This is a genomic window from Flavobacterium collinsii (genome assembly GCF_946903285.1).
Lineage (GTDB): Bacteria > Bacteroidota > Bacteroidia > Flavobacteriales > Flavobacteriaceae > Flavobacterium > Flavobacterium collinsii.
In genome coordinates, this window is the sequence record NZ_OX336425.1 from 3395897 (window position 1) to 3422351 (window position 26455).

Annotated in this window: 22 protein-coding genes; 15 read left to right on the forward strand and 7 right to left on the reverse strand. The window is 36.7% G+C overall.

Annotated features, from left to right (window positions below):
- The first annotated feature begins 1 nt into the window (after nt 1).
- The 3 genes from OGZ34_RS14135 to OGZ34_RS14145 all read left to right on the forward strand — a co-directional run bounded on the left by OGZ34_RS14135 (nt 2) and on the right by OGZ34_RS14145 (nt 3201).
- A complete protein-coding gene (locus OGZ34_RS14135; RefSeq protein ID WP_173965656.1) occupies nt 2-1405 on the forward strand; it encodes a sensor histidine kinase in 1404 nt (467 codons plus the stop codon).
- Between the two features lie 77 nt (nt 1406-1482).
- Complete coding sequence (locus OGZ34_RS14140) at nt 1483-2205, forward strand: adenine nucleotide alpha hydrolase family protein (RefSeq protein WP_173965654.1); 723 nt, start codon at nt 1483-1485, stop codon at nt 2203-2205.
- Between the two features lie 48 nt (nt 2206-2253).
- Nucleotides 2254-3201: a bestrophin family protein gene (locus OGZ34_RS14145; RefSeq protein ID WP_173965652.1), complete on the forward strand. Its 948-nt coding sequence runs from the start codon at nt 2254-2256 to the stop codon at nt 3199-3201.
- A 184-nt stretch (nt 3202-3385) separates the two neighbouring features.
- Here the strand turns inward: OGZ34_RS14145 and OGZ34_RS14150 are convergent, their stop codons facing one another.
- Nucleotides 3386-4804 carry an aminotransferase-like domain-containing protein gene (locus tag OGZ34_RS14150; RefSeq protein WP_173965650.1) on the reverse strand — a complete coding sequence of 473 codons (1419 nt, stop codon included), beginning with the start codon at nt 4802-4804 and terminating at the stop codon, nt 3386-3388.
- A 102-nt stretch (nt 4805-4906) separates the two neighbouring features.
- Here OGZ34_RS14150 and OGZ34_RS14155 point away from each other — a divergent pair, with 102 nt between their 5' ends.
- Both OGZ34_RS14155 and OGZ34_RS14160 read left to right on the forward strand, forming a co-directional pair.
- The gene (locus tag OGZ34_RS14155) at nt 4907-5824 is read left to right on the forward strand and encodes an EamA family transporter (RefSeq protein ID WP_263360614.1); all 918 of its coding nucleotides are present in this window, start codon (nt 4907-4909) and stop codon (nt 5822-5824) included.
- 1131 nt (nt 5825-6955) lie between these two features.
- The gene (locus OGZ34_RS14160) at nt 6956-9214 is read left to right on the forward strand and encodes an acyl-CoA dehydrogenase family protein (protein ID WP_263360615.1); all 2259 of its coding nucleotides are present in this window, start codon (nt 6956-6958) and stop codon (nt 9212-9214) included.
- 273 nt (nt 9215-9487) lie between these two features.
- Here OGZ34_RS14160 and OGZ34_RS14165 read toward each other — a convergent pair whose 3' ends face one another.
- Nucleotides 9488-9832, reverse strand: coding sequence for a 5-carboxymethyl-2-hydroxymuconate Delta-isomerase (locus OGZ34_RS14165; protein ID WP_263360616.1), 345 nt, complete (start codon nt 9830-9832; stop codon nt 9488-9490).
- Nucleotides 9833-10019: 187 nt separating this feature from the next.
- Here OGZ34_RS14165 and OGZ34_RS14170 point away from each other — a divergent pair, with 187 nt between their 5' ends.
- The 4 genes from OGZ34_RS14170 (at nt 10020) to OGZ34_RS14185 (ending at nt 16392) form a co-directional block, all read left to right on the forward strand.
- Nucleotides 10020-11663, forward strand: a complete 1644-nt coding sequence (locus tag OGZ34_RS14170) for a DUF6377 domain-containing protein (protein WP_263360617.1) — start codon at nt 10020-10022, stop codon at nt 11661-11663.
- Between the two features lie 210 nt (nt 11664-11873).
- Entirely contained in the window at nt 11874-14090 is a 2217-nt protein-coding gene (locus OGZ34_RS14175) for a glycoside hydrolase family 3 C-terminal domain-containing protein (RefSeq protein WP_263360618.1), read from the forward strand.
- 289 nt (nt 14091-14379) lie between these two features.
- Nucleotides 14380-15030 (forward strand): DUF1349 domain-containing protein, encoded by a 651-nt coding sequence (locus tag OGZ34_RS14180; RefSeq protein ID WP_263360619.1) that lies wholly within the window; start codon nt 14380-14382, stop codon nt 15028-15030.
- Between the two features lie 225 nt (nt 15031-15255).
- A complete protein-coding gene (locus tag OGZ34_RS14185; protein WP_263360620.1) occupies nt 15256-16392 on the forward strand; it encodes an acyltransferase family protein in 1137 nt (378 codons plus the stop codon).
- Nucleotides 16393-16578: 186 nt separating this feature from the next.
- Here OGZ34_RS14185 and OGZ34_RS14190 read toward each other — a convergent pair whose 3' ends face one another.
- Both OGZ34_RS14190 and OGZ34_RS14195 read right to left on the reverse strand, forming a co-directional pair.
- Nucleotides 16579-17685, reverse strand: a complete 1107-nt coding sequence (locus OGZ34_RS14190) for an NADH:flavin oxidoreductase (protein ID WP_263360621.1) — start codon at nt 17683-17685, stop codon at nt 16579-16581.
- 6 nt (nt 17686-17691) lie between these two features.
- Nucleotides 17692-17994, reverse strand: coding sequence for an ArsR/SmtB family transcription factor (locus OGZ34_RS14195; protein WP_173964248.1), 303 nt, complete (start codon nt 17992-17994; stop codon nt 17692-17694).
- Between the two features lie 216 nt (nt 17995-18210).
- Between OGZ34_RS14195 and OGZ34_RS14200 the strand changes: the two genes are divergently transcribed.
- Nucleotides 18211-18705 (forward strand): TlpA family protein disulfide reductase, encoded by a 495-nt coding sequence (locus OGZ34_RS14200; protein WP_263360622.1) that lies wholly within the window; start codon nt 18211-18213, stop codon nt 18703-18705.
- Nucleotides 18706-18774: 69 nt separating this feature from the next.
- Complete coding sequence (locus OGZ34_RS14205; RefSeq protein WP_263360623.1) at nt 18775-19254, forward strand: hypothetical protein; 480 nt, start codon at nt 18775-18777, stop codon at nt 19252-19254.
- 397 nt (nt 19255-19651) lie between these two features.
- Here the strand turns inward: OGZ34_RS14205 and OGZ34_RS14210 are convergent, their stop codons facing one another.
- From OGZ34_RS14210 to OGZ34_RS14220, 3 genes are all read right to left on the reverse strand, one after another.
- Nucleotides 19652-20035 carry a hypothetical protein gene (locus OGZ34_RS14210; RefSeq protein ID WP_173964245.1) on the reverse strand — a complete coding sequence of 128 codons (384 nt, stop codon included), beginning with the start codon at nt 20033-20035 and terminating at the stop codon, nt 19652-19654.
- A gap of 144 nt (nt 20036-20179) precedes the next feature.
- Entirely contained in the window at nt 20180-21730 is a 1551-nt protein-coding gene (locus OGZ34_RS14215; RefSeq protein WP_263360624.1) for a DHA2 family efflux MFS transporter permease subunit, read from the reverse strand.
- Between the two features lie 64 nt (nt 21731-21794).
- Nucleotides 21795-22385 carry a TetR/AcrR family transcriptional regulator gene (locus OGZ34_RS14220; RefSeq protein ID WP_263360625.1) on the reverse strand — a complete coding sequence of 197 codons (591 nt, stop codon included), beginning with the start codon at nt 22383-22385 and terminating at the stop codon, nt 21795-21797.
- A gap of 276 nt (nt 22386-22661) precedes the next feature.
- Here OGZ34_RS14220 and OGZ34_RS14225 point away from each other — a divergent pair, with 276 nt between their 5' ends.
- From OGZ34_RS14225 to OGZ34_RS14240, 4 genes are all read left to right on the forward strand, one after another.
- On the forward strand, nt 22662-23534 hold the full coding sequence (locus OGZ34_RS14225; RefSeq protein ID WP_263360626.1) for a helix-turn-helix domain-containing protein: 873 nt from the start codon (nt 22662-22664) through the stop codon (nt 23532-23534).
- Nucleotides 23535-23719: 185 nt separating this feature from the next.
- Entirely contained in the window at nt 23720-24136 is a 417-nt protein-coding gene (locus OGZ34_RS14230; protein ID WP_263360627.1) for a (R)-mandelonitrile lyase, read from the forward strand.
- A 96-nt stretch (nt 24137-24232) separates the two neighbouring features.
- Nucleotides 24233-24637 (forward strand): cupin domain-containing protein, encoded by a 405-nt coding sequence (locus tag OGZ34_RS14235; RefSeq protein WP_263360628.1) that lies wholly within the window; start codon nt 24233-24235, stop codon nt 24635-24637.
- A 125-nt stretch (nt 24638-24762) separates the two neighbouring features.
- Nucleotides 24763-25812 carry an NAD(P)-dependent alcohol dehydrogenase gene (locus OGZ34_RS14240; protein ID WP_263360629.1) on the forward strand — a complete coding sequence of 350 codons (1050 nt, stop codon included), beginning with the start codon at nt 24763-24765 and terminating at the stop codon, nt 25810-25812.
- The last annotated feature ends 643 nt before the right edge of the window (nt 25813-26455 follow it).

Here is a 26455-nt window from a genome sequence, read left to right on the forward strand (position 1 = left end):
AATGGATATAAGAAAAAAAATAACTTACACTTATGTAGCCTTGTCGAGCTTTAGTACATTACTTCTATGTATTGTTGTTTTTGTTCTATTCAGAGAAAATAATCGTTATCATTTCTTAAAAAGACTGGAAGACAGAGCCAAAATCGTAGCATCTATCCATTTTCAGAATGATCCCGAAAAAATAAAATACTACAGTAATCTTAAAAAAAACGGATTGGAAGAACTTATAGAAGAAGAAGAGTTCGTTCTTAAGATAAACAGTGCCAATAGTTTTGATTACAATACAAATCTGAATTTACCGAATGAGTTTTACACCAATATTTTAAAAACCGGAAAAGACTATTTTGAGGTAGAAAATAAGTATTATTTAGGACAGGTTTTTACAGAGAATAATCAAAAATACATTGTAATTGTGGGAGCTCGTGACCGAAAAGGGCCTACAACCACAATTTATATTTTAAAAATCATGTTGTTTGGAGGTATAGGGTTTATATTTCTGGCCTTCTTTTTGGGGCGTTTTTTAGCTAAAAGAGTGATTAACCCTGTTGCAAGAATTACCAAAGAAGTCAACAGAATTAGTGCATCCAATCTCCATAATCGCTTGCCGGAAGTCAAAAACTCAGATGAGATCTCGGATCTTACGGAAACCTTCAATGACATGCTGGACCGTTTGGAAACGTCATTCGAAATACAGGCCAATTTTATCAATAATGCATCACACGAGTTAAAAACGCCTATTACAACAATTATTGCGGAGTCGGAAATTATGCTTTTTAAAGAAAGAGAAGTTCCGGAATACATTCAGTCTCTAGAAAATATTTACAGTCAGGCTTCGCGATTAGGAAATCTGACCGAGAGTTTGTTAAAGCTTACCCAAACGGGTTACGACGGTAAAAAGCAGGTTTTGGATATTGCGAGAATTGACGAAGTTCTCATGGATGTAAAGTCGGATCTGGATAAAATTTATCCGGACAACCGCGTCAGTATCAAGCTGAACTTTGCTCCTAAAGATTCTAATTTGCTTTTAATTCCGTGCAACAAACCGCTTTTAGAGCTTGCCATTAACAACATTATTACCAATGGTGTAAAGTATTCTGATAACAATGAGGTTTTTGTAACGCTTTCTGCAAATCAGGACTGGATTAAAGTCGCCATCAACGATATAGGCATTGGTATTCCTCCGGAGGACATTCCGCATTTGTATGAACCTTTTTTTAGAGGTAAAATTGCAACTAAATATATTGGCTATGGTTTGGGGCTTCCATTGGCTTCAAAAATCATTCGCATGCATGACGGTGAGATTCAGGTGCAATCGGAGCAAAACAAAGGCACTATTGTAACTATCATCTTCAATAAAACTAACACGAAGAAAATCAACATTAAAGGTTCTAATGTTGAATCTTAGAAAATTCTAATTCCATATTAAGAGCCTTCTAATTTGCCGGGAGTTATTTTGTATGTATAAACTAAAAGAGTATACTTATGAAAAATTTCCTTATACCTACGACTTTAAAAGACGATACAATTTGTGCTGTAAAATCAGCGATTGGTCAGGCAAAAGATTCAGACTGTGAAATTATTCTGATGTTGGTTTCAGAAACTCCTGATGCCTTTTCGTCCTCTAATTTTTTACGTGAAATGCGTACCGGACTTACAGCAAGTCAGGAAGAAGTTTTAGAAACGTGCCGATATATTATTGAGCACGCACCCAATTGCAAAATAAAAGTACACAATCAATACGGACTTTCTTCTCCAATTTTTAAGCGCATTATCGATGTTTTTGCGATAAAATTGGTAGTCCTTACCAATTCTTATAAACAAGAAACCAAACGAATTCATCAATACCTTGTGCAATTAGCCGGAAACCAAAAATGCCCTATTTTGCATTTAGGTTCAGAGCAGTACAAAGAAGATTTCAATAAAGCTCTTTATATCGAAAACGGACGTGCCAATATGCATGTTAAAGATGTTCAGCAATTTTTGAACAATAATTTTTCGTTTGAGATTGTAAGCCAGACTTCCAAATTTGAAGACGACTACGAGAATTTTGCTCCCTACTTATCAGAAGCGATTTCCAAATACGATATCGATTTGCTGGTAGAAACCCGCAAAGGAGAGAAAATTCAATTCAAAAAGAATAAAAAAGAAAATATAAACGATAAACTGGGACTTCCAGTACTGTCGCTGTACGAAGAACTGGTATAAAATCTTGTTTCTTCAAAAAAAATAGAAGTTTAATTTAAACTGAAAAATATGTTATTAAAGAAAAGAATTCCAATGAGGTATGTTCTAGGGAAAATTAAAGTGGAATTGGCGCTTGTAATGACTTACACCATTTTATTTGAGATTTTTCACCATTACTTCATCAATGTTGCTATTGAAATACCAATCGCGATTCCAACAATGGTGGGTACCATTATATCCTTATTACTGGCTTTTAAATCGAATCAGGCTTATGACAGATGGTGGGAAGCGCGTATCATTTGGGGATCGATCGTAAATGAGTCCAGAACTTTGGTGCGACAAATGCTGACTTTTTATAAAGACCCGGGGTTTTCGGTAGAAGCAAATGAGTTTAAAGAAAACTTTACCAAAAGACAAATTGCGTGGTGCTACAGCTTAGGACAGGCGCTGCGTAATAAAGATGCCATAAAGCCAATTAAAGATTTAATCAGTGAAGAAGAACTGAATTTTGTGAAAAATCATCAGAATATTCCAAATGCCATATTATTGCTTCACGGTAGAGATCTTAGGATTGCTAAAAAAGAAAAACGACTAAATGCTTACCAACAAGTAGAAATTGACAACACATTATCAAGATTATGTGATGCGATGGGGAAATGTGAACGTATTAAGAATACTATTTTTCCAACCACTTACAGCATGTACATCAGAATGACTTTGTGTTTGTTCATTCTGTTATTGCCTTTCGGACTCATCAGTTTGTTAAGCTGGTTTGCTGTTCCGTTGATAACCATTATTGGAGGAACGTTCTTTTTGATTGAAAAAATGGCGATTCATTTACAGGATCCTTTCGAAAACAGACCAACAGATACACCAGTTACGGCAATTTCGAATACAATTGAAAAGAATCTGATGCAAATGTTAAACGAGTATCAAAGCGAATTTGATATTATCAAAGAGTTTGACCTTAAACCCGATTTAAAGAAAGCGGAAAACAACGCTTATTTTGTTTTATAATAAAAATTGATTTTGGTTTCTCAATTTGTTAACTGGACAACGCTTTGTTAATGCGGCTGTCCAGTTTTTTTTATATGTATTGTAACCCGTTGGTTGTGAGAAAAAAATGAGTGTGAAAAGTGAAAAGTGAAAAGTGAAAAGTGACTGTAAACTGCAAACTGCGACTGCAAACTGTGACTATAAACTACTGATCAATCAATTTGCCTAAGGTTTGAATGGAGGTTCTTAGTTCATTGCTCCATGGCAGACCAAAACTCAAGCGCATACAATTTGAAAATTGATTCTGAAAAGTAAAAATTCGTCCCGGTGCAAAACTAATCTTGTGCTGCATGGCCAAATGATAAAATGCAGCCGTATCGACATTTTTATCGAGCTCAATCCAAAGAAAAAAACCTCCTTGTGGCTGACTTACTTTTGTCCCTTTTGGGAAAGACTCTAAAACCGTATTGATATAATTGCTACAATTATGATTCAGTATTTGACGTATTTTTCGAAGATGATTTTCGTATCTGCCATTTTTTAAAAAGTCACCAACTACCTGATGTGTAATGGTAGGGGTGGAGAGGGTATGATAGATTTTATTGCGCAGAATTTCTTTTTTGAATTTACCCGGTGAAACCCAGCCCACACGATATCCCGGTGCCAGGGTTTTTGAAACCGAACTGCAGCACAGCACAATTCCGCTTTCGTCATAGGTTTTGCAGTTTGTTGGACGGCTGGAACCAAAGTACAAATCGCCGTGAATATCGTCCTCAATCAGCGGAATATTATAAAACTCCATTAATCGAACTACTTCCTTTTTATGCTCGGTGGGCATCATGCTTCCCGAAGGATTGCTAAAATTACTCATTAGCAAACAGAGTTTTACTTTTTTAGAAGAAAGTGCTTTTTTTAAAGCTTCAAGTTCTATTCCCGTGGTCATATTGGTAGGTAATTCCATAATATACAATCCCAGAGATTTTGCGAGCTGTAGGATGCCAAAATAAGCAGGGCTTTCGGTAATAATCGTGTCGCCTGGTTTGGTCAGCGTCATCAAACAATGTGAAATGGCACTCGTGCAGCCCGGCATAGTAATGATATCCCTTTCTGTTAAAGAACCACCCCAGGTAAAAGACCAGCGTGCAATTTCTTTTCTCAAATTAAGATTGCCCTGTACCTGCTCATAACTTGTACCACTGTTAGGGAGCTGTCGCATGGCCTGAAGCATTCCTTTGTTTAATTTAGCAATAGGAAGCAATTCGTTCGAAGGAAACCCCAAAGAAAGCATGGTAATACTCGGATCAGTCATATTACGATACACCTGATCGATTAAATCTTCTCTGTCAATATTCACACATTTTAGTATAGGGCTGCTGGGAGAAGGTTCCGGAATGGTTCTGGCTGAAGTATTACTCACATAATAACCGGATTGTGGCCTCGATTCAATAAGAGACCGGCTTTCAACTTCATAATAAGCTTTGCTTACCGTGCTCATGCTGTAACCCGTTTCGGCACAGACTTCGCGTATCGATGGCAATTTATCACCAACACTTAAAACGCCCGATTTTATTTGCTTTTCAATTCGGTCTGCAAACTGCAGATACAAGTAATTTGAATTTTTCATAAAAAAACTGTTATGGTGCAATTTACGAAAACTGTATCTGTATTGCTGTTTTATTTTTTAGAAATTTGCTTTATTCAATAACGAACCTAAAAAGAATAACTTGTGAAAACAACAAAATATTATCTAGCGGCTATTACCTGTTTCGTCATCTGGGGATTTTTTAGCTTGGCATTAAAGCCCATTCACGAGTATCCTTCTTTAGATATTTTATTCTATCGCGTTTTTAGCTGTAGTATACTGATGTTGCTGATTGCCTTTACTTTTAAAAGAAAAAGAATTAAAGAAACGATCAATACCTTTAAATCATTACCTGTCTTGGAGAGACGCAGATCACTTTTGCTGAATATTGGAGGAAGTGTATTTTTAATGGCAAACTGGTTTACATTTATTTATGTAATGAATCATGTTAGCGTAAAAGCAACCTCATTGGCCTATTTAGTTTGCCCGATTTTAACCACCTTACTGGCTTATTTTATTTTGAATGAAAAATTAAGTAAAACACAATGGATGGCTGTGGGGTTAAGCGTTTCGGGGTGTTTGCTTTTATCTTACGCCAATATTATGGACATGGTTTTTAGTATCGTGATTGGTTCTACTTATGCTTCCTATTTAGTAAGTCAGCGCATCAATAAAGGATTTGATAAATTTATTGTACTTACATTCCATATTACGTTGGCTGCATTATTTTTACTGCCATTTTACCCTGCTTACAGCGGACCGGTTCCAACGGAATTTAAGTTTTATTTCTGTATCGAAACCATTGCAATTTTGTTTACCATTTTTCCTTTGTTCTTAAATTTATATGCACTTTCGGGAATCAATTCATCAACCGTGGGAATGCTTTTAAATATCAATCCTATGATTGCATTTCTTTTGGCTATTTTCGTCTATCATGAGCCAATCGGAAGTATACAAATCGTAGCTTATAGTATTGTTTTTCTTGCTGTATTGGTTTTTAATTCACATCATCTCTTTGCTATTAGGCAAAAGATACTGCAATATCCAAAGGTTCTGAAATAACATCAGGTACTTTATGTTTTTTATTGGTTTAAAATCTAAAGTATCCGAACCTTAACTGGATGTGTAAACAGGAATGAAGAATATTCATTCCTGTTTTTTTTTAGAATATGCACTCTTTTTTGTTTGCTTTTGCGCTTTCAGGGCAGTACTTTCCTTTAATTTAGCTCATAGTGCGTTGCACTATGCTTGTGCTATTTGGGCCTTCAGCCCTCTTACTATTTATCTCAGACACTTATATTTTTTCTTAATTGTTGGACTATGCCAGTATTATTGGGCCTTCAGTCTTCATTATCTATTTCGGATACTTATACTTTTTGTTTAATCTAGACGATAGTGCGTCGGACTATGCCGGTATTATTGGGCCTTCAGTCTTCATTATCTATTTCGGATACTTATACTTTTTGTTTAATCTAGACGATAGTGCGTCGGACTATGCCGGTATTATTGGGCCTTCAGTCTTCATTGTCTATTTCGGATACTTATACTTTTTGTTTAATCTAGATCATAGTGCGTTGGACTATGCCAGTATTATTGGGCCTTCAGTCTTCATTATCTATTTCGGATACTTATACTTTTTGTTTAATCTAGACGATAGTGCGTTGGACTATGCCAGTATTATTGGGTCTTCAGTCTTCATTATCTATTTCGGATACTTATACTTTTTGTTTAATCTAGATCATAGTGCGTTGGACTATGCCTGTATTATTGGGCCTTCAGTCTTCATTATCTATTTTGGATACTTATACTCAAAGGTTAATAATCTCTAGGGGGCAAGTAGTAGAAAACTGTCGCTCTGAAAGAGCTTCAGCTGCAGCATAGTGCGAAGCACTATGAATAATTAGGAATGATCGTTTGCGCCCTGAAAGGGCAAAAGCCTAATTCCAAAGAAAAACAATTCTCTTATTTTGTATTGCAATTTTCCAAAACAAAATTAAAATTACCACAATCTTAACAAGATATGTAAATAGGAATGAGTATTTTCATTTCTGTTTTTTTATGCAAAATACTGTGTAAAAAAGAGATTACACATTTTGTACTGATTGTAGGAATCGAAACTGATAAAAAAAGAGATTTACTGTGGTGTAATTTGTGGTAAAAAAAGCACTTAACGGCACCTAAAACCCATGTTTTATGAAAAATACCAAACTGCATGCCTTTATCCCGTTGTTTTATTTAGTATGGTCTGATGATTTACTGACTCAAAAAGAGTTTGTTACCATTCAGAAATTTATCGATAACCTTATATGGCTTTCGCCGGAAGAGAAGCAAGAATTACTTTCAAGAGTTGATATTTCAAATCCGCCTTCGCGAAATGAACTCGCACAATGGAAATTGGATATCGAGAAAGGCATTCAGAACAAAGAAGATATAAGATCGATTTTTGATATTGCCGTTGCTCTTTCCGAAAAAGACTTGGATATTTCCAGCTTAAAAACAAGTTTTGTTCAATTAGAAAATGATCTTGGAATTTTAGGCGAAGAAGCGCTTCAAAACTTTAAAACAAAAGCGAATTCCTTTACCGCAAACTCTCAGACCAACAGCGATTTTGATATTCAAAAGATCACAGCGCTTCTAAATGGTAAGGAAGCTGCTATCATCAATCGGGTAAAATCGGTGATTTCAAGACCTGAATTTGCTTATGAAACGTCGACAGATATTCATGTATATCGTCAGACGGTCTACAACTGGTGCAAGATACTGGCAGGAGAGAATCTGGGCAATATGGCATACCCCAAGCAATATGGCGGTGGAGAAAACATAGCCGATTATTTTGCGATTATGGAAACCCTAAGTTACCATGATTTGAGTTTAGTCATCAAATTTGGCGTTCAGTTTGGGCTTTGGGGCATGAGTGTTCAGTCATTAGGTACCGAAAAACATTATGCTAAATACTTAAAAGATATTGGAACGCTAAAAATACCGGGTTGTTTTGCCATGACCGAAACACATCACGGTTCTAATGTAAAAGGATTAGAAACAACCGCAACTTATTCGCACAGCAATCAAACTTTTACTATTCATACCCCAAATAAAAATGCGCAGAAGGAGTATATCGGTAATGCCGCAGTTCATGGTCAGATGGCAACTGTTTTCGCAAAACTGATCATCGACGGTCACGATTATGGTGTAAATGCATTTGTTGTTCCATTAAGAGATGCCAACGGAACTGTACTAAAAGGAGTTACGATTGGAGATTGCGGACATAAGATGGGTTTGAATGGAGTAGATAACGGAACTATTAGTTTCGATCAGGTAGTGATTCCAAAAGAAAATATGCTGGATCGTTTCGCCTCTGTAAATGACAAAGGGGAATTTGAAAGCCCGATTCCGAGTGACAACAGACGTTTTTTTACCATGTTGGGGACTTTGGTGGGCGGTCGCATTGGGATTCCCCGTTCAGCGTTGGCGGCAGCCAAATCCGGACTGACAATTGCTATTCGATACAGCGATCAGCGCAGACAGTTTGGACCTGAAGGCGGGTCAGAAGTTCCGATTCTGAACTACAGAATGCACCAGCGTAGATTGATTCCTCCATTAGCAAAAACATATGCTGTGCATTTTGCGCTGCAGTACCTCACTAATCGGTTTTTAAACAGAACTGAAGATGAAATGCAGGAAATTGAAGCATTGGCCGCAGGAATGAAATCCTATTCGACCTGGAGTACAAGAGATATACTGCAGGAATGCCGCGAAGCCTGTGGTGGAAAGGGATATTTATCTGAGAACCGCATCGATGCTTTGAAAAATGATACCGAAATTTATACCACTTTTGAAGGTGATAATACTGTTCTAATGCAACTGGTAGCGAAAAACAGGCTCTCAGAATTCAGAAAATCTTTCGGAGAAATGGGCTCGTTAGGGATTATCAATTATGTGTATGAAAATGCAAAAACGGCACTTACAGAGAAAAACCCAATTGCCACCAGAAAAACGGATGAGGAACATTTGTTGGACGCAGACTTTCATTTGCAGGCTTTTATTCACAGAGAAAAAACAATTCTAGCCTCAGCGGCACGTCGTATCAAAAAACTTGTTGATGGTGGTTTAGAACCTTATGATGCTTTTAATGTAGTACAGCATCAAATGATCGATGTTGCTCAGGCTTATTTAGAGCGAGTAGTACTGGAACAATTCCAATTGGCAATTCAATCCATAGAAGATACTAAGACAAAAGAAATACTGACAAAACTTAACCAGTTGTACGCGCTGGCACAATTAGAAAAAAACAGAGCCTGGTACCTTGAAGATGGCTACATGGAAGCGGTTAAAACTAAAGCAATTCGTAAAATAGTCAATCAGCTTTGTTGGGATATCCGGCCAGATGCAGTGGCTTTGGTTAATGCTTTTGATATTCCGGAGAGTTGTCTGGCAGCACCAATTGCGGTTTAGTAGAGTGAAGAGTGAAGAGTAAAGAGTAAAGAGTAAAGAGTAAAGAGTAAAGAGTAAAGAGTAAAGAGTATGTAATAAATAGCCACGAATTCACGAATTTTTTCTAATCTGTATGGTTTAAAGAAATTCGTGAATTCATGGCTAACTTTTTTAAAGTTGTAGCTTTTTTTAAGTGTTAAGTGTTTGTTTTTTAATTTGTTGGTATTATGTTTTGATGTAACAAGAAAATTTTGTTATTACTTCTGTTATATCACTATGTGGCTAGAAGTGTTTTTAAACCATAGCTTTATTAACGTAACTGGCTTTTTCAAAATCAATAATATTGATCGAAATAATAGGGACTTCAGGAAGTATTTCGTTTAGTTTAGTGACAATTGCTTTTGATAAGGCTGCTTTTTGGTCAGTATTTCGGCCTTCCAGAATGTAGCCGAAGACGTGGATAAAATCGTCTGAAGAATTTCCATTGTTGTAATAGGTGAAGGGATTGATACGAACCTTGATATCAGTAGGAACAAAAAGATTAGTGGCTAAGGCTGTATGGTAAACCTCTTGCATAATATCGTCTGCAGATTTTAGTCGAATTACATTTTCTGAGCAATCAATAACAAAGTGTGGCATTGGTGTATTATTTAAGTTAGAAAAAATGAAGTGCAAACAAATTTACGAAAATCCAATCGAGAATGGGTGCTGGTGTTTTTTGCCTTTTCTTTTTTAACATAAAAGCTAAAGTTTAGGACTTCTAAATAATTCATTTTTCTATTTACACTTTCTTATATTTGCAAGTCTCATTATATTCCAAATCGGTTTGAAAAATTATTTATTGTTTTTTCTGTTCGTTCTTTTAGGAAGTCCCGTTTATTCATTGGACAGTACAGATGGTATTATCGAAAAGCTGAATGAAGCTTTAAAAAACAAAGGATATTATGTTCGTCTCAGAGAAGAACGCATTCTAAATTTCAAAAAAATCAAATCCGATGATTTAACGAAAGAGCAGGAGTACAATTACAACAAAAGTTTGTACACTCAATACTTAAAATTCAATTCCGATTCGGCTATTTTATATGTCAAAAAGAACCTGAAGATTGCCCAAGAACTTCAAAATTCCGATTTATTAAATTTGGCCAATCTTCAATTGGTAACCCTGTATTCTTCATCGGGAAAATACCGCGAATCTGAAGCTATTTTGAAAAGCATTCCTAAAAAGGAATTGCCTAAAAAACTGCTTCCTAACTATTATACCGCCTATCGCGAGTTTTTGGAACATTATGCTGCCAATAGCTATGATATAAAATACATTGAGCAAATTATAAAATACCGTGATTCGCTGCTTAATGTTTTGGATCCTTCTACATTCAACTATCAGATTACCAGAATTCAACAGGACATGTCGGAGAAAAAGTTTGCTGTAGCTGAAAAACAGCTGTTGGATTTACTAAAAAATGCAAAGGAAGACCATCCGCAATATGCTATGATGACTTATCTTTTGGCAACGATCTATAAAAAAACGCAGCGACTGGAGCTCCGAAAAAAATACTACGCCCTTTCCGCTACTTCTGATTTAAAAACCGCAAACAAGGACAATGCTTCACTTCAGGAACTGGCTTTAATTTTTTATGAAGCCGACGATGTCGATATGGCTTACAAACTTACCCAATCGGCTATTGAAGACACTTTGTATTGCAATGTTCAGTTTCGCACACTGCTGATGTCCGAACTCTATTCGATTATTAACACCGTTTACCTGGAGAAAGAGGCCAAAAGAAAAACAGAACTTCAATTGTATCTTTTATGCATCAGCCTGTTGTCGGTATTTTTGATTGTGGCGGTCATTTACGTTTACAAACAAATGAAAAAAGTATCGCGCATCAGGGGAGAACTTTATATTACAAGTCAAAAATTAGCGGAATTAAATAAAGATATTACGGAAACCAACAATCAGTTGCAGGAACGAAATGCTCAATTATCGGAATCTAACCATGTTAAAGAGGAATATATTGCACATTTTTTCAGTCTTTGTTCAACGTACATCAATAAACTAGAAAATTACCGTATTACTTTAAATAAAAAAGCAACAGCCAAACAGTTTGATGAAATTTATAAAATATTAAAATCAACCACTCTGGTCGATAACGAACTGGAAGAACTATACAAGAACTTCGATATCATCTTTCTGAATTTGTATCCCACTTTCGTAAAAGATTTTAACGCGCTTTTAATTCAGGAAGAACAGATCGTTTTAAAGCAAGGTGAACTCATGAATACAGAGCTTCGAATTTTTGCTTTGATTCGCTTAGGGATTACCGACAGTGTGAAAATTGCAGCATTTTTGCGTTACTCTTTGAGCACGATTTACAATTACCGAACCAGAGCACGAAATAAAGCCGCAGTTTCCCGAAATGATTTTGAAGAAATGGTCATGAAAATTGGCTTAATATCATTGAAACTTTAAAAAAAACATTTAAAACCACTACTTTTTTTTGCTTTTTATTTTGTTTAACTATTTGTTTTTCAGGTATTTAGCTTTTTATTCCACTACTTTTTTCCATTTAAAAATCCAACACGAACTATAACGTTTTAGCTTTACACTATTCTTAAAAAGAAAGATACTACTTCTACTTTCTTTAGATTGTACATTAAATGCTTTAATAAATTTATAGTTATGTTTAAAAACGTTAAAACAATTGTTGTTTTACTATTGCTGGGTGCTGTTGGTGTGAGTGCACAGCATAAAATTCCAGTTTATTTAGATGATAAAAAATCGATTAATGAGCGCGTAGAGGATGCGCTTGCGAGAATGACAATTGATGAAAAAATTGCCATGATACATGCACAGTCAAAATTCAGTTCACCGGGTGTACCGCGTTTGGGAATTCCGGAAAATTGGATGACTGACGGACCACATGGAATTCGTACCGAGGTTTTATGGGACGAGTGGGATCAGGCAGGATGGACCAATGATTCCTGTATTGCTTTTCCGGCTCTAACTGCACTTTCTGCGACATGGAACAAAGAGTTATCTTCGTTGTACGGGAAATCAATAGGAGAAGAAGCACGTTACCGTAACAAAAATGTACTATTAGGACCAGGAGTTAACATCTACAGATCACCTCTAAACGGTCGTAATTTCGAATACATGGGAGAGGATCCTTTCCTAACTTCAAAAATGGTTGTTCCTTACATTAAAGGAGTACAAGCAAACGGAGTGGCAGCCTGTGTTAAGCATTTCGCTTTAAACAATCAGGAAATAGGGCGTAACACAGTTAATGTAATCGTTGATGACCGTGCTTTATATGAAATTTATTTACCGGCTTTTAAAGCTGCTGTTCAGGAAGGAGATGCCTGGGCAATTATGGGGGCGTATAATAAATACAAAGGGCAACACTGCTGTCATAATGAGTTTTTACTAAACGACATTCTTCGAAAAGAATGGGGTTTCAAAGGAGTTGTAGTGTCTGACTGGGGTGGAGTACATGATACTAAACAAGCGATTTATAATGGTTTGGATATGGAATTTGGTTCCTGGACAAACGGACTTTCATGGGGAACCAGTAATGCTTATGACAATTACTTTTTGGCCAAACCCTATTCAACTATGATTGCAAAAGGCGAAGTAGGGACAAAAGAATTAGACGAAAAGGTGCGTCGTATTTTACGTTTGTCATTTTTAACCACAATGGATAAAAACAGACCTTTTGGTTCTTTTGGAACAGAGGAACACGCCAAAGCAGGTTTGAAAATTGCTGAAGAAGGAATTGTGTTGCTTCAAAACAACAATAACATTTTACCAATCAATCTTGCTAAAACAAAGAAAATTGCGGTGATTGGAGAAAATGCGATCAAAATGATGACTGTTGGAGGAGGAAGTTCTTCATTGAAAGCGAGATACGAAATCACTCCTCTTGAAGGATTGAAGAAAAGAATTGGCAACCAGGCAGAGATCGTTTATGCCCGCGGATATGTTGGTGATCCAACAAGTAACTATAATGGAGTAATAGCAAAAGTAAGTCTTGAAGACAAACGTTCTCCTGCCGAGTTAACCGCTGAGGCTTTAAAAATAGCTGCAGCAGCCGATGTAGTTCTTTTTATAGGAGGTACAAATAAAAGTGACAAACAAGATGCAGAAGGTTACGACCGTCTGGATTTAGGTTTATCTTATGGTCAGGATCAGTTGATAGCAGAATTGATTAAAGTAAATAAAAATATCGTTTTTGTAAATATTTCAGGAAATGCAGTGGCAATGCCATGGGTAAAAGAAGTTCCTGGAATTGTACAAGGTTGGTTCTTAGGTACAGAAGCCGGAAATGCTTTAGCGGCTGTTTTGGTAGGAGATGTCAATCCTTCAGGGAAATTGTCGTTTACTTTTCCGGTAAAATTATCAGATAACGGAGCTCATGCATTAGGTGAATTTCCGGGCGGAGATGACGTAACATACAAAGAAAGCATTTTTGTAGGGTACCGTTGGGCCGACAAACAAAAAGCAAAACCATTATTCTCTTTTGGCCATGGTTTGAGTTATACTACTTTTCAATATGGAAAAGTGACAGCCGACAAAAAACAAATGGGAGCGGGAGATCAGATTACTTTTTCGGTAAAAGTTAAAAATACCGGAACAAGGGAAGGTTCAGAAGTAGTTCAACTTTACATCAGCGATTTAAAATCTTCATTACCGCGTCCGATTAAGGAATTAAAAGGCTTCGAGAAAATTTCGCTTCAGGCGGGAGAAGAAAAAACAGTGACTTTTACCATCGATAAAACAGCACTTAGCTTTTTTGATGATAAAAAACACGACTGGGTAGCTGAAGCGGGAGCTTTTGAAGCCATCATTGGAGCATCTTCTACAGCTATAAAATCTAAAGTGAGTTTCTCACTTCAATAATTTCATGTTTCCAAAATTGGTTGGTTGTAAAGCTGCAAGTGTAAAAACTTGTGGCTTTACTTTTATGAACTCTGTTGTGGGGAATTATGAAAAAAATAACACATAGAAATATAGATTTTGGCTGTAAGAAGAGAAAAAAATAGAAACATATTTCTTCACATAGAAAAACTACACGCATTTAAAGGATGGGAAACGCCTTTTTTATTAGATATAGAATCTATGTCACTATGTGTTAAAAATGAATTATACCAATACGTTAAATAAAAAGTCTATTATTTAAAAAACTACTATGAAAAAAGCCATACTAGGTGTCATCACCTTATTTTTAACACAAAGTCTTTCGGCACAAAGCCTGAACAAAATGCAATGGTTTAACGAACCTGAAAAATGGGAAGTTAAAAACAATGCTTTGATCATGAATGTCACAGCGAATAGTGATTATTGGCGCATTTCACATTATGGTTTTACTGTAGACGACGCACCGTTTTATTATGCTACTTACGGCGGAGAGTTTGAAGCCAAAGTAAAGTTAACCGGTAATTATATCGCCCGCTTTGATCAAATGGGACTCATGCTTCGTATAGATGAAAAAAATTACATCAAAACCGGAGTTGAATTCGTGGATGGAAAATTTAATATAAGCACCGTTGTCACACACGATAAAAGCGATTGGAGTGTAACCACTTTAGAGAAAGCACCACCATTTGTATGGATAAAAGTGGTGAGAAGACTGGACGCCGTCGAAGTCTTCTTTTCATATGATGATAAAAACTATATTTTGACCAGAAATGCGCCTTTGCAGGACAATACTCCGGTTATGGTAGGACTGATGGCTGCATCACCTGATGGAAAAGGTTTTGAAGCCAGATTTGAAAATTTTAAAGTAACCCATTTACCGGACCAACGCAGACTGGAATGGCTTAAGAAGAACCAGGAATAGTAAAGCTAAAAACCAATTTTCTAAGAATTCAAATTCCAAATTTCAGCTGGAAATGAATGAAGAAAGGATTTTTCTTATCCTATTAGGATTTACTGTAATTATTGTAACAAATAACCAGACTTTCTTTAGGATTACAAGCTTCAATCCGCCAGCCTGTTAGGGAAATATCGTTATTTTAGCTTATACTAAAAAATTATCTAACCTTTTAACAACCAAAACTATTTTATGAATTCAAGTTCAATCGAAATTAAACCCAAAAAACATTATGAAATTTTAGACGGCTTACGTGGGGTAGCCGCAATTTTAGTCGTTATTTTTCACGCCTTCGAAGCTTTTAATGAAGGAAGCCGATTTAAACAGCTTATGAATCATGGTTATCTGGCTGTCGATTTCTTTTTTCTTTTATCAGGATTCGTGGTAGCGTATGCCTACGACGATCGCTGGGAGAAAATGTCGCAATGGGAATTTTACAAACGACGTTTAATCCGTTTACAGCCCATGGTTATTATGGGAATGGTCATTGGAGCACTGCTGTATTACCTTCAGGCCTCGAATGTCGCTTTTCCTCAAATTGCGACTATGCCAGTCTGGAAACTAATTTTGGTGATGCTGGCCGGTTTTGTACTGATACCGCTTCCGCCATCAATGGAAATTAGAGGCTGGGGCGAAACATTTCCGCTTAACGGGCCGGCATGGTCTCTTTTCTTCGAATATATTGCCAATATCCTGTATGCGCTATTCTTTCGTAAATTTTCAAATAAAGTGCTGGGTTTTTTGGTATTGATTTTTGCCGGAATGATTATTCATTATACCGTTTTTGGTCCTAAAGGGGATGTTATTGGCGGTTGGTCCCTAACGATGCAGGAATTATATGTTGGATTTACCCGTTTGCTGTATCCTTTCTTTGCCGGAGTTTTACTTTCCCGTTTGGGAAAACTGATTCATATCAAAGGTGCCTTTTGGGTTTGCAGCGTTTTGATTATAGTTATTTTTAGCATCCCGAGGCTTGGTGATGAAAACAGTTTGTGGATGAATGGCTTGTATGAGTCAGTTTGTATCATTTTGCTGTTTCCGTTAATCGTGGCTATAGGAGCAGGAGGGGAGATCAAAAATCCACTTTCGCTTAAAATCTGTAAAGCTTTAGGGGATATTTCGTATCCAATTTACATTATACACTATCCGCTAATTTATTGCTATATGGCGTGGGTGTTCGAAAATAAAATCCCGTTAAAGGATGGTTATGGGATCGGAATAGGTATTGTAATTTCGAGCATTGTAATCGCTTACCTGTGTCTGAAATTTTATGACGAACCTGTTCGCAACTGGCTTCAGAATAAGTTTCAAAAAAGAAAAGTTTCTTAAGAGGAGGTTCAAAGGGGCAAAGGTTCAAAGGGACAGAGGCAAAACCTTTGAACTAAATCAAAAAAGGGATGAAAACAGTACTGTTTTCATCCCTTTTTTATTTATAAGAGTTTTTAAAAAGAAGTTCAAAGTGACAAAGAGGTAAAACCTTTGCAACTTTGTCCCTTTGAACCTTTGTCCCTAAAATTACTCTAAAACCAATTGTCCTAAAGCTTCTTTGCTAAAACCTTTTAATTGATCCGTATGACCTGCTTTTATTTTTGCAACCCATTTAGGGTCAGATAAAAGAGGTCTTCCTACTGCAACCAAATCAAAATCTCCTCTGTCGAAACGTCTGTTTAATTCTTCTAAAGAAGTTGGCTCAGAACTTTCTCCTGCAAAAGCACCAAAGAAATCACTTGAAAGTCCAACAGAACCTACTGTAATAGTTGGTGCTCCGGTAACTTTTTTAGCCCAGCCTGCAAAATTCAAATCAGATTCTTCAAATTCAGGTTCCCAGAAACGACGTTGAGAACAGTGTAAAATATCTACTCCTGCATCAACGATAGGGTTAAGCCAGGCCTCTAATTCCTGTGGATTTTTAGCCAGTTTATAATTGTAATCAGAAGGTTTAAACTGAGAAAATCTCATAATAACGGCAAAATCGTTGCCTACTTGTCTTCTGATTTCTTTTACGACTTCAATAGCAAAGCGGCTGCGTTCCGGTAATGTTTTTCCACCGTAAAGATCAGTACGTAAATTGGTTTCGGCTCTAAAGAACTGGTCAATTAAATAACCGTGTGCACCATGAATTTCTATGGTATCAAAGCCTAATCTTTTGGCATCGGCAGCTGCTTTTCCAAAAGCAATAATCGTATCTTCAATATCCTTTTCCGACATGGTGTTTCCGTTGCTAAAATCAGGTCGGTTTAAGCCTGACGGTCCTTCAAAAGGTACTGGTGGAACCCAGCCTGAATGATGGTTGTCCATAATTCCCATATGCCAGATTTGCGGCCCCATCTGACCACCGACATTATGAACTTCTTCAATTACTTTTTTCCATCCGTTTAAGGCTTCATTGCCATAAAAATGAGGAACATTTGCGTCGTTTGAAGACGAAGGTCTGTCAATAACAGTTCCTTCGGATAATATTAAACCAACTTCCCCCTCAGCTCTTTTTTGGTAGTAAGAAGCCACTTCGTCAGTTGGAACTCCGTTTGGAGAAAATGAGCGCGTCATAGGCGCCATTACGATTCGGTTTTTAAGATTTAACGTTTTTAAGTTAAATGGCGAAAACAGGTTGTTTGTACTCATATTAATTTACAAATTAGATTGAATTAATTTACTAAGTGCTTCAAAGGCACCTTCGTTGCGTTTATAATAAGTCCATTGTCCAACGCGCTTTGCCTCGATAAATCCGGCGCGTTGTAAAATAGACAGGTATTCGGATACTGTGGATTGCGTAAGTCCGGCTTTGGCCTGTATCTGGCCTACGCAAACTCCATGTTCAAATCCTGAATGTTGGAGCTGATCCGGAAAGTTAATTTCGGGTTCTTTTAACCATTCCAACATTTGTAATCTGGACTTGTTTGACAATGCTTTAAAGATTTCTATAGATTCCATAAGGCAAATATATCGACTTTTCCCGATATACCAATTTAAAGAAAGTTATTTAGCATAATTTTAAGAGCAGGGGAGATAATTTGTAGCAGAAGTATTTATATTTGTTTTTACTTTCTTGGCTCAGGTTGCAGAATTTTTAAAAGGAAATATTCTGTGATTCTTCGGTTTTTGAGAGACTATTTAAAGATAATAACCCCAAATTTATCCATAATGATTATGAAAAAAAAACTACTTATTTTAGGTTTCCTATGCTGTGTTGTCATGAGTTCGAAAGCTCAGGTTGTAGGGACTGATATTGGCGACATTGCTCCCGAAATTGATTTACCGGATACAAAAGGAAATAACATTGTACTTTCTTCTTTAAGAGGAGAGCTTGTTTTGGTCGACTTTTGGGCATCGTGGTGCGGTCCCTGTATTAAAGAGCAGCCCGAATTGCTAAAGTTGTACAACACCTATTCCGGAAAGTTTTCTATTTACGGCGTTTCAATGGACACGAAAAAAGCGCTTTGGTTAGGAGCCATTGCAAAGCAAAAATTGACCTGGACACAAGTAAGTGACTTAAAGTACTGGAATTCCCCTGCTGCAAGCGATTACATGCTTCAGTCGGTCCCTTTAAACTTTCTGATTGATAAAAACGGAATCATACTGGCCAAAAACATTCATGGAAATGCGTTGAATGAAATGCTGAAAAGTTTGCTTACTGCTCAGTAAAAATAAAAGCTTTGAGAATAGTATTGTTTTGAGAAAGAGTGTATGCGGAAAGAATATAAAATGGATTGAATGGAATCGAAATTAAGTATAGCTGAATTTAGGGCAAGATTAAAAAACAATACCGAAATTGGTTCTTTGAAAATAAAATTCAGCCACTTGAGAATATTTCCGAGATTTGGCGAATTAAAGCCTTTTTACGGTCTTTTTGATGATAAAAGTTTTCGTTTGACCATAAATTCGGCAACATCTCCCACTTGTTATGTTGTAAAAGGAAGCTACAAAAATGTTGATAACAGACTTAAAGTAGATTATACGATTGAGCCAAATAGTAAAATTCAATTGTTCTGGGTGAAATATTCACCTATAGTTGCTATAATTGTAATTAACTTGTTTTTTGTTCTATTTGCAAAAGGGCTTAGGAGAGCTTCTAGTATTGTGAATTTGTTTTTACTTTTTACCATTTTCTATTCCAGATGGAAAGAAGAAAGAAAACGGAAGAAATTAGAGAAAAAGTTTCTCAGGATTTTTGAAATTAAAAGAGATTGGTGATAGAACTAATCAAGAACAAAAGTTAGGAAGAAAGGGCTGAAAGCCCAAAAGAAACAGCATCGTGCGCAGCACTATGAATTGGATTAAGGTGCAGAATTGCCCTGAAAGGGCAAAAGCAAACTATATATTATAATTTTCAATAAAGAACAAACCGCTCTTTTGTAAAATATAATTCAAAATGATATAAGACCAACTTTTTGCGCGTAAGCTTATGCCCTTTCAGGGCGTAATCGATATTTGTTATCGTTATTGATGGTGCTGCACACCATCCTGTTGCTGAAGCTCTTTCAGAGCAATATTTCCAAAACAGATAGAACTTTAAAAATAAAACCTTTGTCAATTCTGTATTTTGACAAAGGTTTTATTATTTAGATGATGGCCTGAAGCTGAAATGAACTTAATTCAATCTGTCTGCATGATTTCGAACACCGCCAAAATTGTTTTTTAGAAATTCTCTAATTTGAAATTGTGTTTTATTCTGAGTGACTTTTTTCCATTCATTAAAATCAAAAGCATGAATTTCAGTGGCATTTGGATTGGTTACAAATGAAAGCCTCGCGATAGAGTATTTGTAATACTTTAATTCGTGAGAAATATGTCGATCCGGGACAACGATAAGAATTGTCTCCCATTCCAGAAAATTTTTAGGCACATCTGCTCTTTCTGTCAGTCCAAGGGCTTCAAAAAAGGCAATAATCTTTTGGTCATTAAGTTTGTCGATTTTCTGATCAACGCGTTTAATGGTGCTAATAAGCTTATTTTCATCTTTAATAACACTCATATTATTAGCTGTGTTTTACTTTAAGGTTAATTTCAATATAAAATTACACCAAAACAAAGTGATTTGTTAAAAGAGAGGCAATAGAATGATTCTAAATTTTATAGAATGATTTTATCGGCTTGTTTATCAGAAAGAAAGCTCTGCCTAATGATCGGAGAGAATGAGGTCGGTTTTTCTCTTTTTTGATTTATTCATTACAAACAAAAGTAAGGGCAGGGTTATCACAAAAAACAATCCAACAAGAAAAAAAGCATCTCGATAGCTCAATAAAGAAGATTGTCTTAAAACGACATTTTCCATAAGTCTGAGTGCTTTAAACTTAGCTTCGTTATAAGCAAAACCTTTGCTTTGAAAATACCTGATGTAGGCATTTATCCGGTCCATTGCAATAGTGTTGTCTGGGGTAACAGTCGAAATTAGTTCGTTTCGGTGTGCTGCAAATCGATGTGCGACATACGTATTGATAATCGAAACACCAAAAGAACCGCCCAGTTGCCGCATCATATTATTCAAAGCGGCGCCCTGACCAACATCTCTGTCTTCTAAAGAGGAGACGGCCAGCATGGTAAGTGGAACCGTAAGTAAAGCCATGCCCAACGCACGAAAAATTAGGGAAGTTGCTACTTCAGCAGCACTGGTATTTAAAGTCATTCCGGACATTCTCCAGTTGAAATAAATAAACAAAAGAAATCCGGCTGCGATAATAAGTACCGGCGAAACGCCTTTTTGCAGTAAGGTTCCGCACATTTTTAAGGCCAGTAAGGCAAAAAGCGCCCCTGGCAATAGAAGTAATCCGGTTTGGTAAGGGGAAAAACTCAATAAACGCTGTGCGACAACCGGACTGATATAGATGGAAATAAACATACCAAATCCGGTTACAAAAGTTAGGACTGCAGCAATACTTAAAGATTTACTTTTGAGTACCCGAAGATTTACTACAGGCTTTTCGATCGTAAGTTCCCAATAAATAAAAAATAGCAGACTTGTGACGGCAATAATAGTAAGAACGACGATGTAGCGGGTTTCAAACCAATCTTCGACTTCGCCTCTTTCGAGAACTGTTTGTAAAGTACCAACTCCTATGGCAAGTAAAGCGATACCAGTCCAGTCGACCTTAGTAATTTCCGGTTTTACAGGAGGTTCCTGCAACAAAAAGTAACAGGAGATCATTACGAGAATTCCAATCGGAACATTGATGAGGAAAATCCAGGGCCAATCGTAATTTTCGGTTATGTAACCGCCCAATGTAGGGCCGATAGTGGGACCGATGAAAATTCCGGCTCCAAATAGAGCTCCGGCTGTCGATTGTTTGTCTTTGGGGAAAAGTTCGAAAACCACAACTTGTGAGATTGATAATAAGGCGCCGCCTCCAATTCCCTGAAAGAATCTGAAAAAGACGAGCATCCAGATGTTAGACGAATGCCCGCACATAAAAGAGCAGAACGTAAACAAAACAACAGAACCAATATAATACTTGCGTCGACCGAGATTGGCGCTTAGAAAGCTCGTAATGGGTATTATAATTACATTAGCAATGGCATAAGCCGTAATCACCCACGAGGTGTCTTCAAGTGTAGCGCCCAGATTTCCGCTCATGTGAGAAAGTGCAACATTTACAATCGATATGTCGATTAGTTCCATAATGGCAGCTAATATGACGGTCAGAATAAGCAGTTTTCGGTTTAATGGTGTCATAGAAAAATATTTTATACCAATCGGTATATTTTTAATTAAAAAAAAGGATGTTGTTTTATTGACTTTATTCTAAGTCATCGATTATCTTTTTTAGTGAAAGCATAATAGTGGATAAATTAGACAGGTCGCCCGTTATTTTAGAAATCATAACGGCACCCTCGATAATAGCAATGATGGTTAGAGCGGTTTTTTCCGGATCTATTGATTCGGCTTTAAATTCTCCAGCCGCAATACCCTGTTTGATGAAATAGACCAATTTTTCTTTCCATGCAATAATTATACTTTCAACCTTTTTTTTAAGCACCGGGTGCGTATCGTCAGCTTCGGTGGCAGTATTGATGATAGGGCATCCACCCTGAGTGATTCTTAACTCATAATAATCGGAGTAGAGTCTTGGATAAACAAGTAATTTGTCTTTAAAAGTGGTTTGCTTTTCGATTTCCTGTGTAAAAGCATCCTGAAGTTTCTTTACATTGAATTTAAAAGCGGCCAGGGCTACCTCGTCTTTGTTTTCAAAGTTACCGTAAATGCTCCCTTTTGTAAGCCCCGTTGCTTCGGTAATATCACTCATAGAAGTGCCGCTGTACCCTTTCATATTGAAAATGGGAGCGGTTTTCTCTATAATAAATTGCTTGGTTTTTTCGGCTTTACTCATGAGAATTGAAAATAAGAATACAAATATATACCGATTGGTATAAAATAACAAGCTTTTTTATGAAAAATAAATGCCTGATGGTTGAGATTTGATTATGAAATAAGAAACAGCCGTTTTTTTTAAGCAGCGGGTCAACAAAATTGAACTTTAGCAATTTCACCACAAAACTGGTTTCAACCTGAAACCTGAAACTTGAAACCTGAAACTTGAAACTTGAAACCTGAAACAAAAAAAACAACTTCAATATTGTTTGTTTGATTTTCATAACTTTGCAACATGAAAGAGCAACTAGAAGAACAGGGTTCAGAACTTGGCATTGGTGATTTAAAGCTAAAAGGTTTTAAAGTATATGAAGTAAATGGAGATGTGAGTAAGATTCCAACTTACAACCGGAGGGACTTTTATAAGATTTGCATCAATACCAGCAAGAGTTTTATTCATTATGCAGACAGGGGAATCGAAACGGACGGAACGATATTGTTTTTCGGAAATCCACATATTCCATACTCTTGGGAAATCATTTCGCCTTCTTATGAAGGGTATGCCTGTGTTTTTACCGAAGATTTTCTGAAGGTAAAAGACCGTTCAGAAAGCCTTCACGAATCGCCACTTTTTAAAATTGGAGGTACGCCTATTTTTTCATTATCAGTTGATCAAAAGCTGTTTATAGATTCTTTATTTCAGAAGATGATCGAAGAACAAGAGACAGATTATATTTTTAAAGATGATTTAATACGCAATTATATCAATTTGATTTTGCATGAATCGATGAAAATGCAGCCTTCTGAGAATTTCTTTAAACCGAGAAATGCTTCTTCCAGAATTACTTCGTTATTTTTAGAGTTGTTGGAAAGACAGTTTCCAATAGAAACCAAAAATGAACCATTAGCGCTAAAAACACCTCAGGATTATGCGCAGAGTTTGGCTGTTCATGTGAATCATTTGAATCGTTCAGTGAAAGAAATTACCGGAAAACCTACAACGACTCATATTTCAGAGCGAATTGTTGGTGAAGCCAAAGCTTTGCTACAGCATACAGATTGGAGTATTTCGGATATCGGATATTCTCTGGGATTTGAATATCCAAGCTATTTTAATAACTACTTTAAAAGAATTACAGGAACAATTCCAAAATCACTTAGAGTGTAAATTGTTTCATATTCTTAATTTTTTGTTTGATTATTGTTATCGCTCTGCGTCTTTGCCACTGTAAATTTGCATTGAAATAATTAGTATTAATCATTAATCAGTTTTCGATAAGCTAAATAATACTTCACAAAGCACATTCCCGCTTTCATGATTTAGTTTAAACTGGTGGTAAAAAACAAATAATTATGAATACTTCAGAAAATCAATTTGTTAAAACCATTTTTCCTAAAGGAGATTTAGCTTCAGCGGATTACTTTACAGGGAAAGTGTGGGTTAGAATGCTGGTTCTAAGTGATCCGGTTTTGAATACTGCGGTTGGTAACGTGGTTTTTGAAGCCGGAGCGCGCAATAATTGGCATACGCATCCTGGTGGACAAATTTTGATCGTCACCCAAGGAAAGGGCTTTTATCAGGAAGAAGGAAAATCAATTCAATTGCTACAGCAGGGAGATGTTGTGAATATTCAGCCAGGAGTAAAACATTGGCATGGAGCTTCTCCGGACGGTGAATTTACTCATATCGCAATTAGTACCAATATTGAAAAAGGCATTGTAGACTGGCTTGAACCGGTCACTGATGAACAGTACAACAGCTTTAAATGATTTTAGGTGCAAGTGTTGCGTTGTTCTGCAATTCAAGGGAGCGGCTTTTGTCGGATCATGTTAGTTAATAAATCAATCTCAAAAAACACAATTTTTATGTCAACACTTTATACTTCTGTTATTGAAGAGGGGAAAGTCCCCAATACTTATATGACTGGCGATGTTTCGTATAAAAAACAAACCAGCAACATTCATCCTGATAATACGGTTATTAAAGAGGTTTCTTTTGAACCCGGATCGAGATGTAATTGGCATGTTAATCCAACGCTGCAGTTATTTATTGCTACAAACGGAATTGGTTATTTTCAGGAAAAAGGCAAGGCGGTTCGATTGCTTCATAAAGATGAAGTGGTTACGATTCTGCCCGGAATCGAACATTGGTACGGGGCGACACCCTTTAGTTCGTTTTCTCACATTGCCATTATCACTGAAATTGATAAAGGAACCGGAATCTGGCTCGATAGTGTAACCGATGAGGAGTATTACAGTTACGGGAAGTGATTTAATTAGATAATTAGAAAATTCTGAATGGGAAGACTTGTGTTTTGATTATGTGAAACTTGAAACAAATAAAACCTGAAACAAATAAAACCTGAAACAAATAAAACTAAAAAAACAATAAAAACATGGAAGTAAAAAACATAAAAGCCTTTGGTACAGAGGCTGCAGACGCGCTGTTGCAAACCTTAGACATTCAACGCAGAGCGGTATTGGCTCATGATGTTGAAATAGAAATTCTATACTGTGGAATTTGTCATTCGGATTTGCATTCGGCGAGAAACGAATGGCATGGCACAATTTATCCAATAGTTCCGGGTCATGAGATCGTGGGAAGAGTTACAAAAGTAGGAGATCATGTAAAAAACTTCAAGGTTGGCGACTTAGCCGGAGTAGGTTGTATGGTTGACTCTTGCAGAGAATGTGAGCATTGCAAAGGCGATTTAGAGCAATTTTGTGATGCCGGCAGCACTTTAACCTTTAATTCTCCGGATACTCATTTAGGCGGACAGACGTTTGGAGGATATTCTCAAAGTATAGTGGTGGATGAAAATTATGTACTGCATATTTCTGATAAATTAGATCTTGCAGGAGTTGCTCCCTTACTTTGTGCCGGTATCACAACGTATTCACCATTAAAGCACTGGAATGTTGGTCCCGGACAGAAAGTAGGGATCGTTGGTATTGGTGGTTTGGGACATATGGGAATCAAATTAGCGAAAGCTATGGGGGCACATGTTGTGGTTTTTACAACTTCATTGTCTAAAACTGAAGATGCAAAACGTCTGGGTGCAGATGAGGTAGTGTTGTCTACAGATCCAGAGCAAATGGCACAACATGCCAAAAGCCTGAATTTTATTCTGGATTGTGTATCGGCAGAGCATAATATCGACGAATATCTTAATTTGCTAAAAGTTGATGGAACTTTGACTCTGGTTGGTGCGCCAATGGAGCCTCTTCCGGTAACTTCGTTCAGTCTTATTTTAGGAAGAAGAAGCTTTGCGGGTTCTGCAATTGGCGGAATCAAAGAAACTCAGGAAATGCTTGATTTTTGCGCTGAACATAATATTACTGCCGATATTGAACTGATTGGTGTGAATGAAGTAAATGATGCCTATGAAAGGTTGCTAAAAGGGGATATTAAGTACCGTTTTGTAATTGATATGGCTTCTTTATAGAGGGGCAAAGAGGCAAAGGGGCAGAGTTGCAAAGGTTTTGTGCTTTGTATCTCTGGATTTTTATGGTAAAAGAAACTCTTAAGGGAATTAATTGCCTTAAGAGTTTTTTTTTTTTGTTACCGATATCTTACTCCTGGCGGAGTATCACGTTGAGGTTTCATTTCTGAGTGCGTCGGCATTTTATTCATTACATAAGAAGTGGATGTGTGCGAGTGTTACCGATATCTTACTCCTAGCGGAGTATCACGTTGAGGTTTCATTTCTGAGTGCGTAGGTATTTTATTCACTGCAAAAGAAGTGGATGGGTGTGAGAGGTACCGATATCTTATATCTAGCGGAGTATCCCACTAAAGTTTCGTCAGTAAATGCGTCGGCATTTTACTAACAGCAAAAATATCTCGGAGAGATTACATATTGGTCGTTGATTAATGCAAGATAAAATATCCCGGAGGGATTACATATCGGTGGCAAAATATTGCGCAAAAAGACTGATTTTAAGCCTGACACATTGTCTGGTTGGTTGTTGTTGTGTTTTTATTTCCAGTGTTTTAGCTATTGTTATCTAAAATAAAACTTCTGTAAGTTTTAGAAGACGATATTGTTTTTAAAAAATATAGAAAAACGGGGCTGAATTTTAAATTTC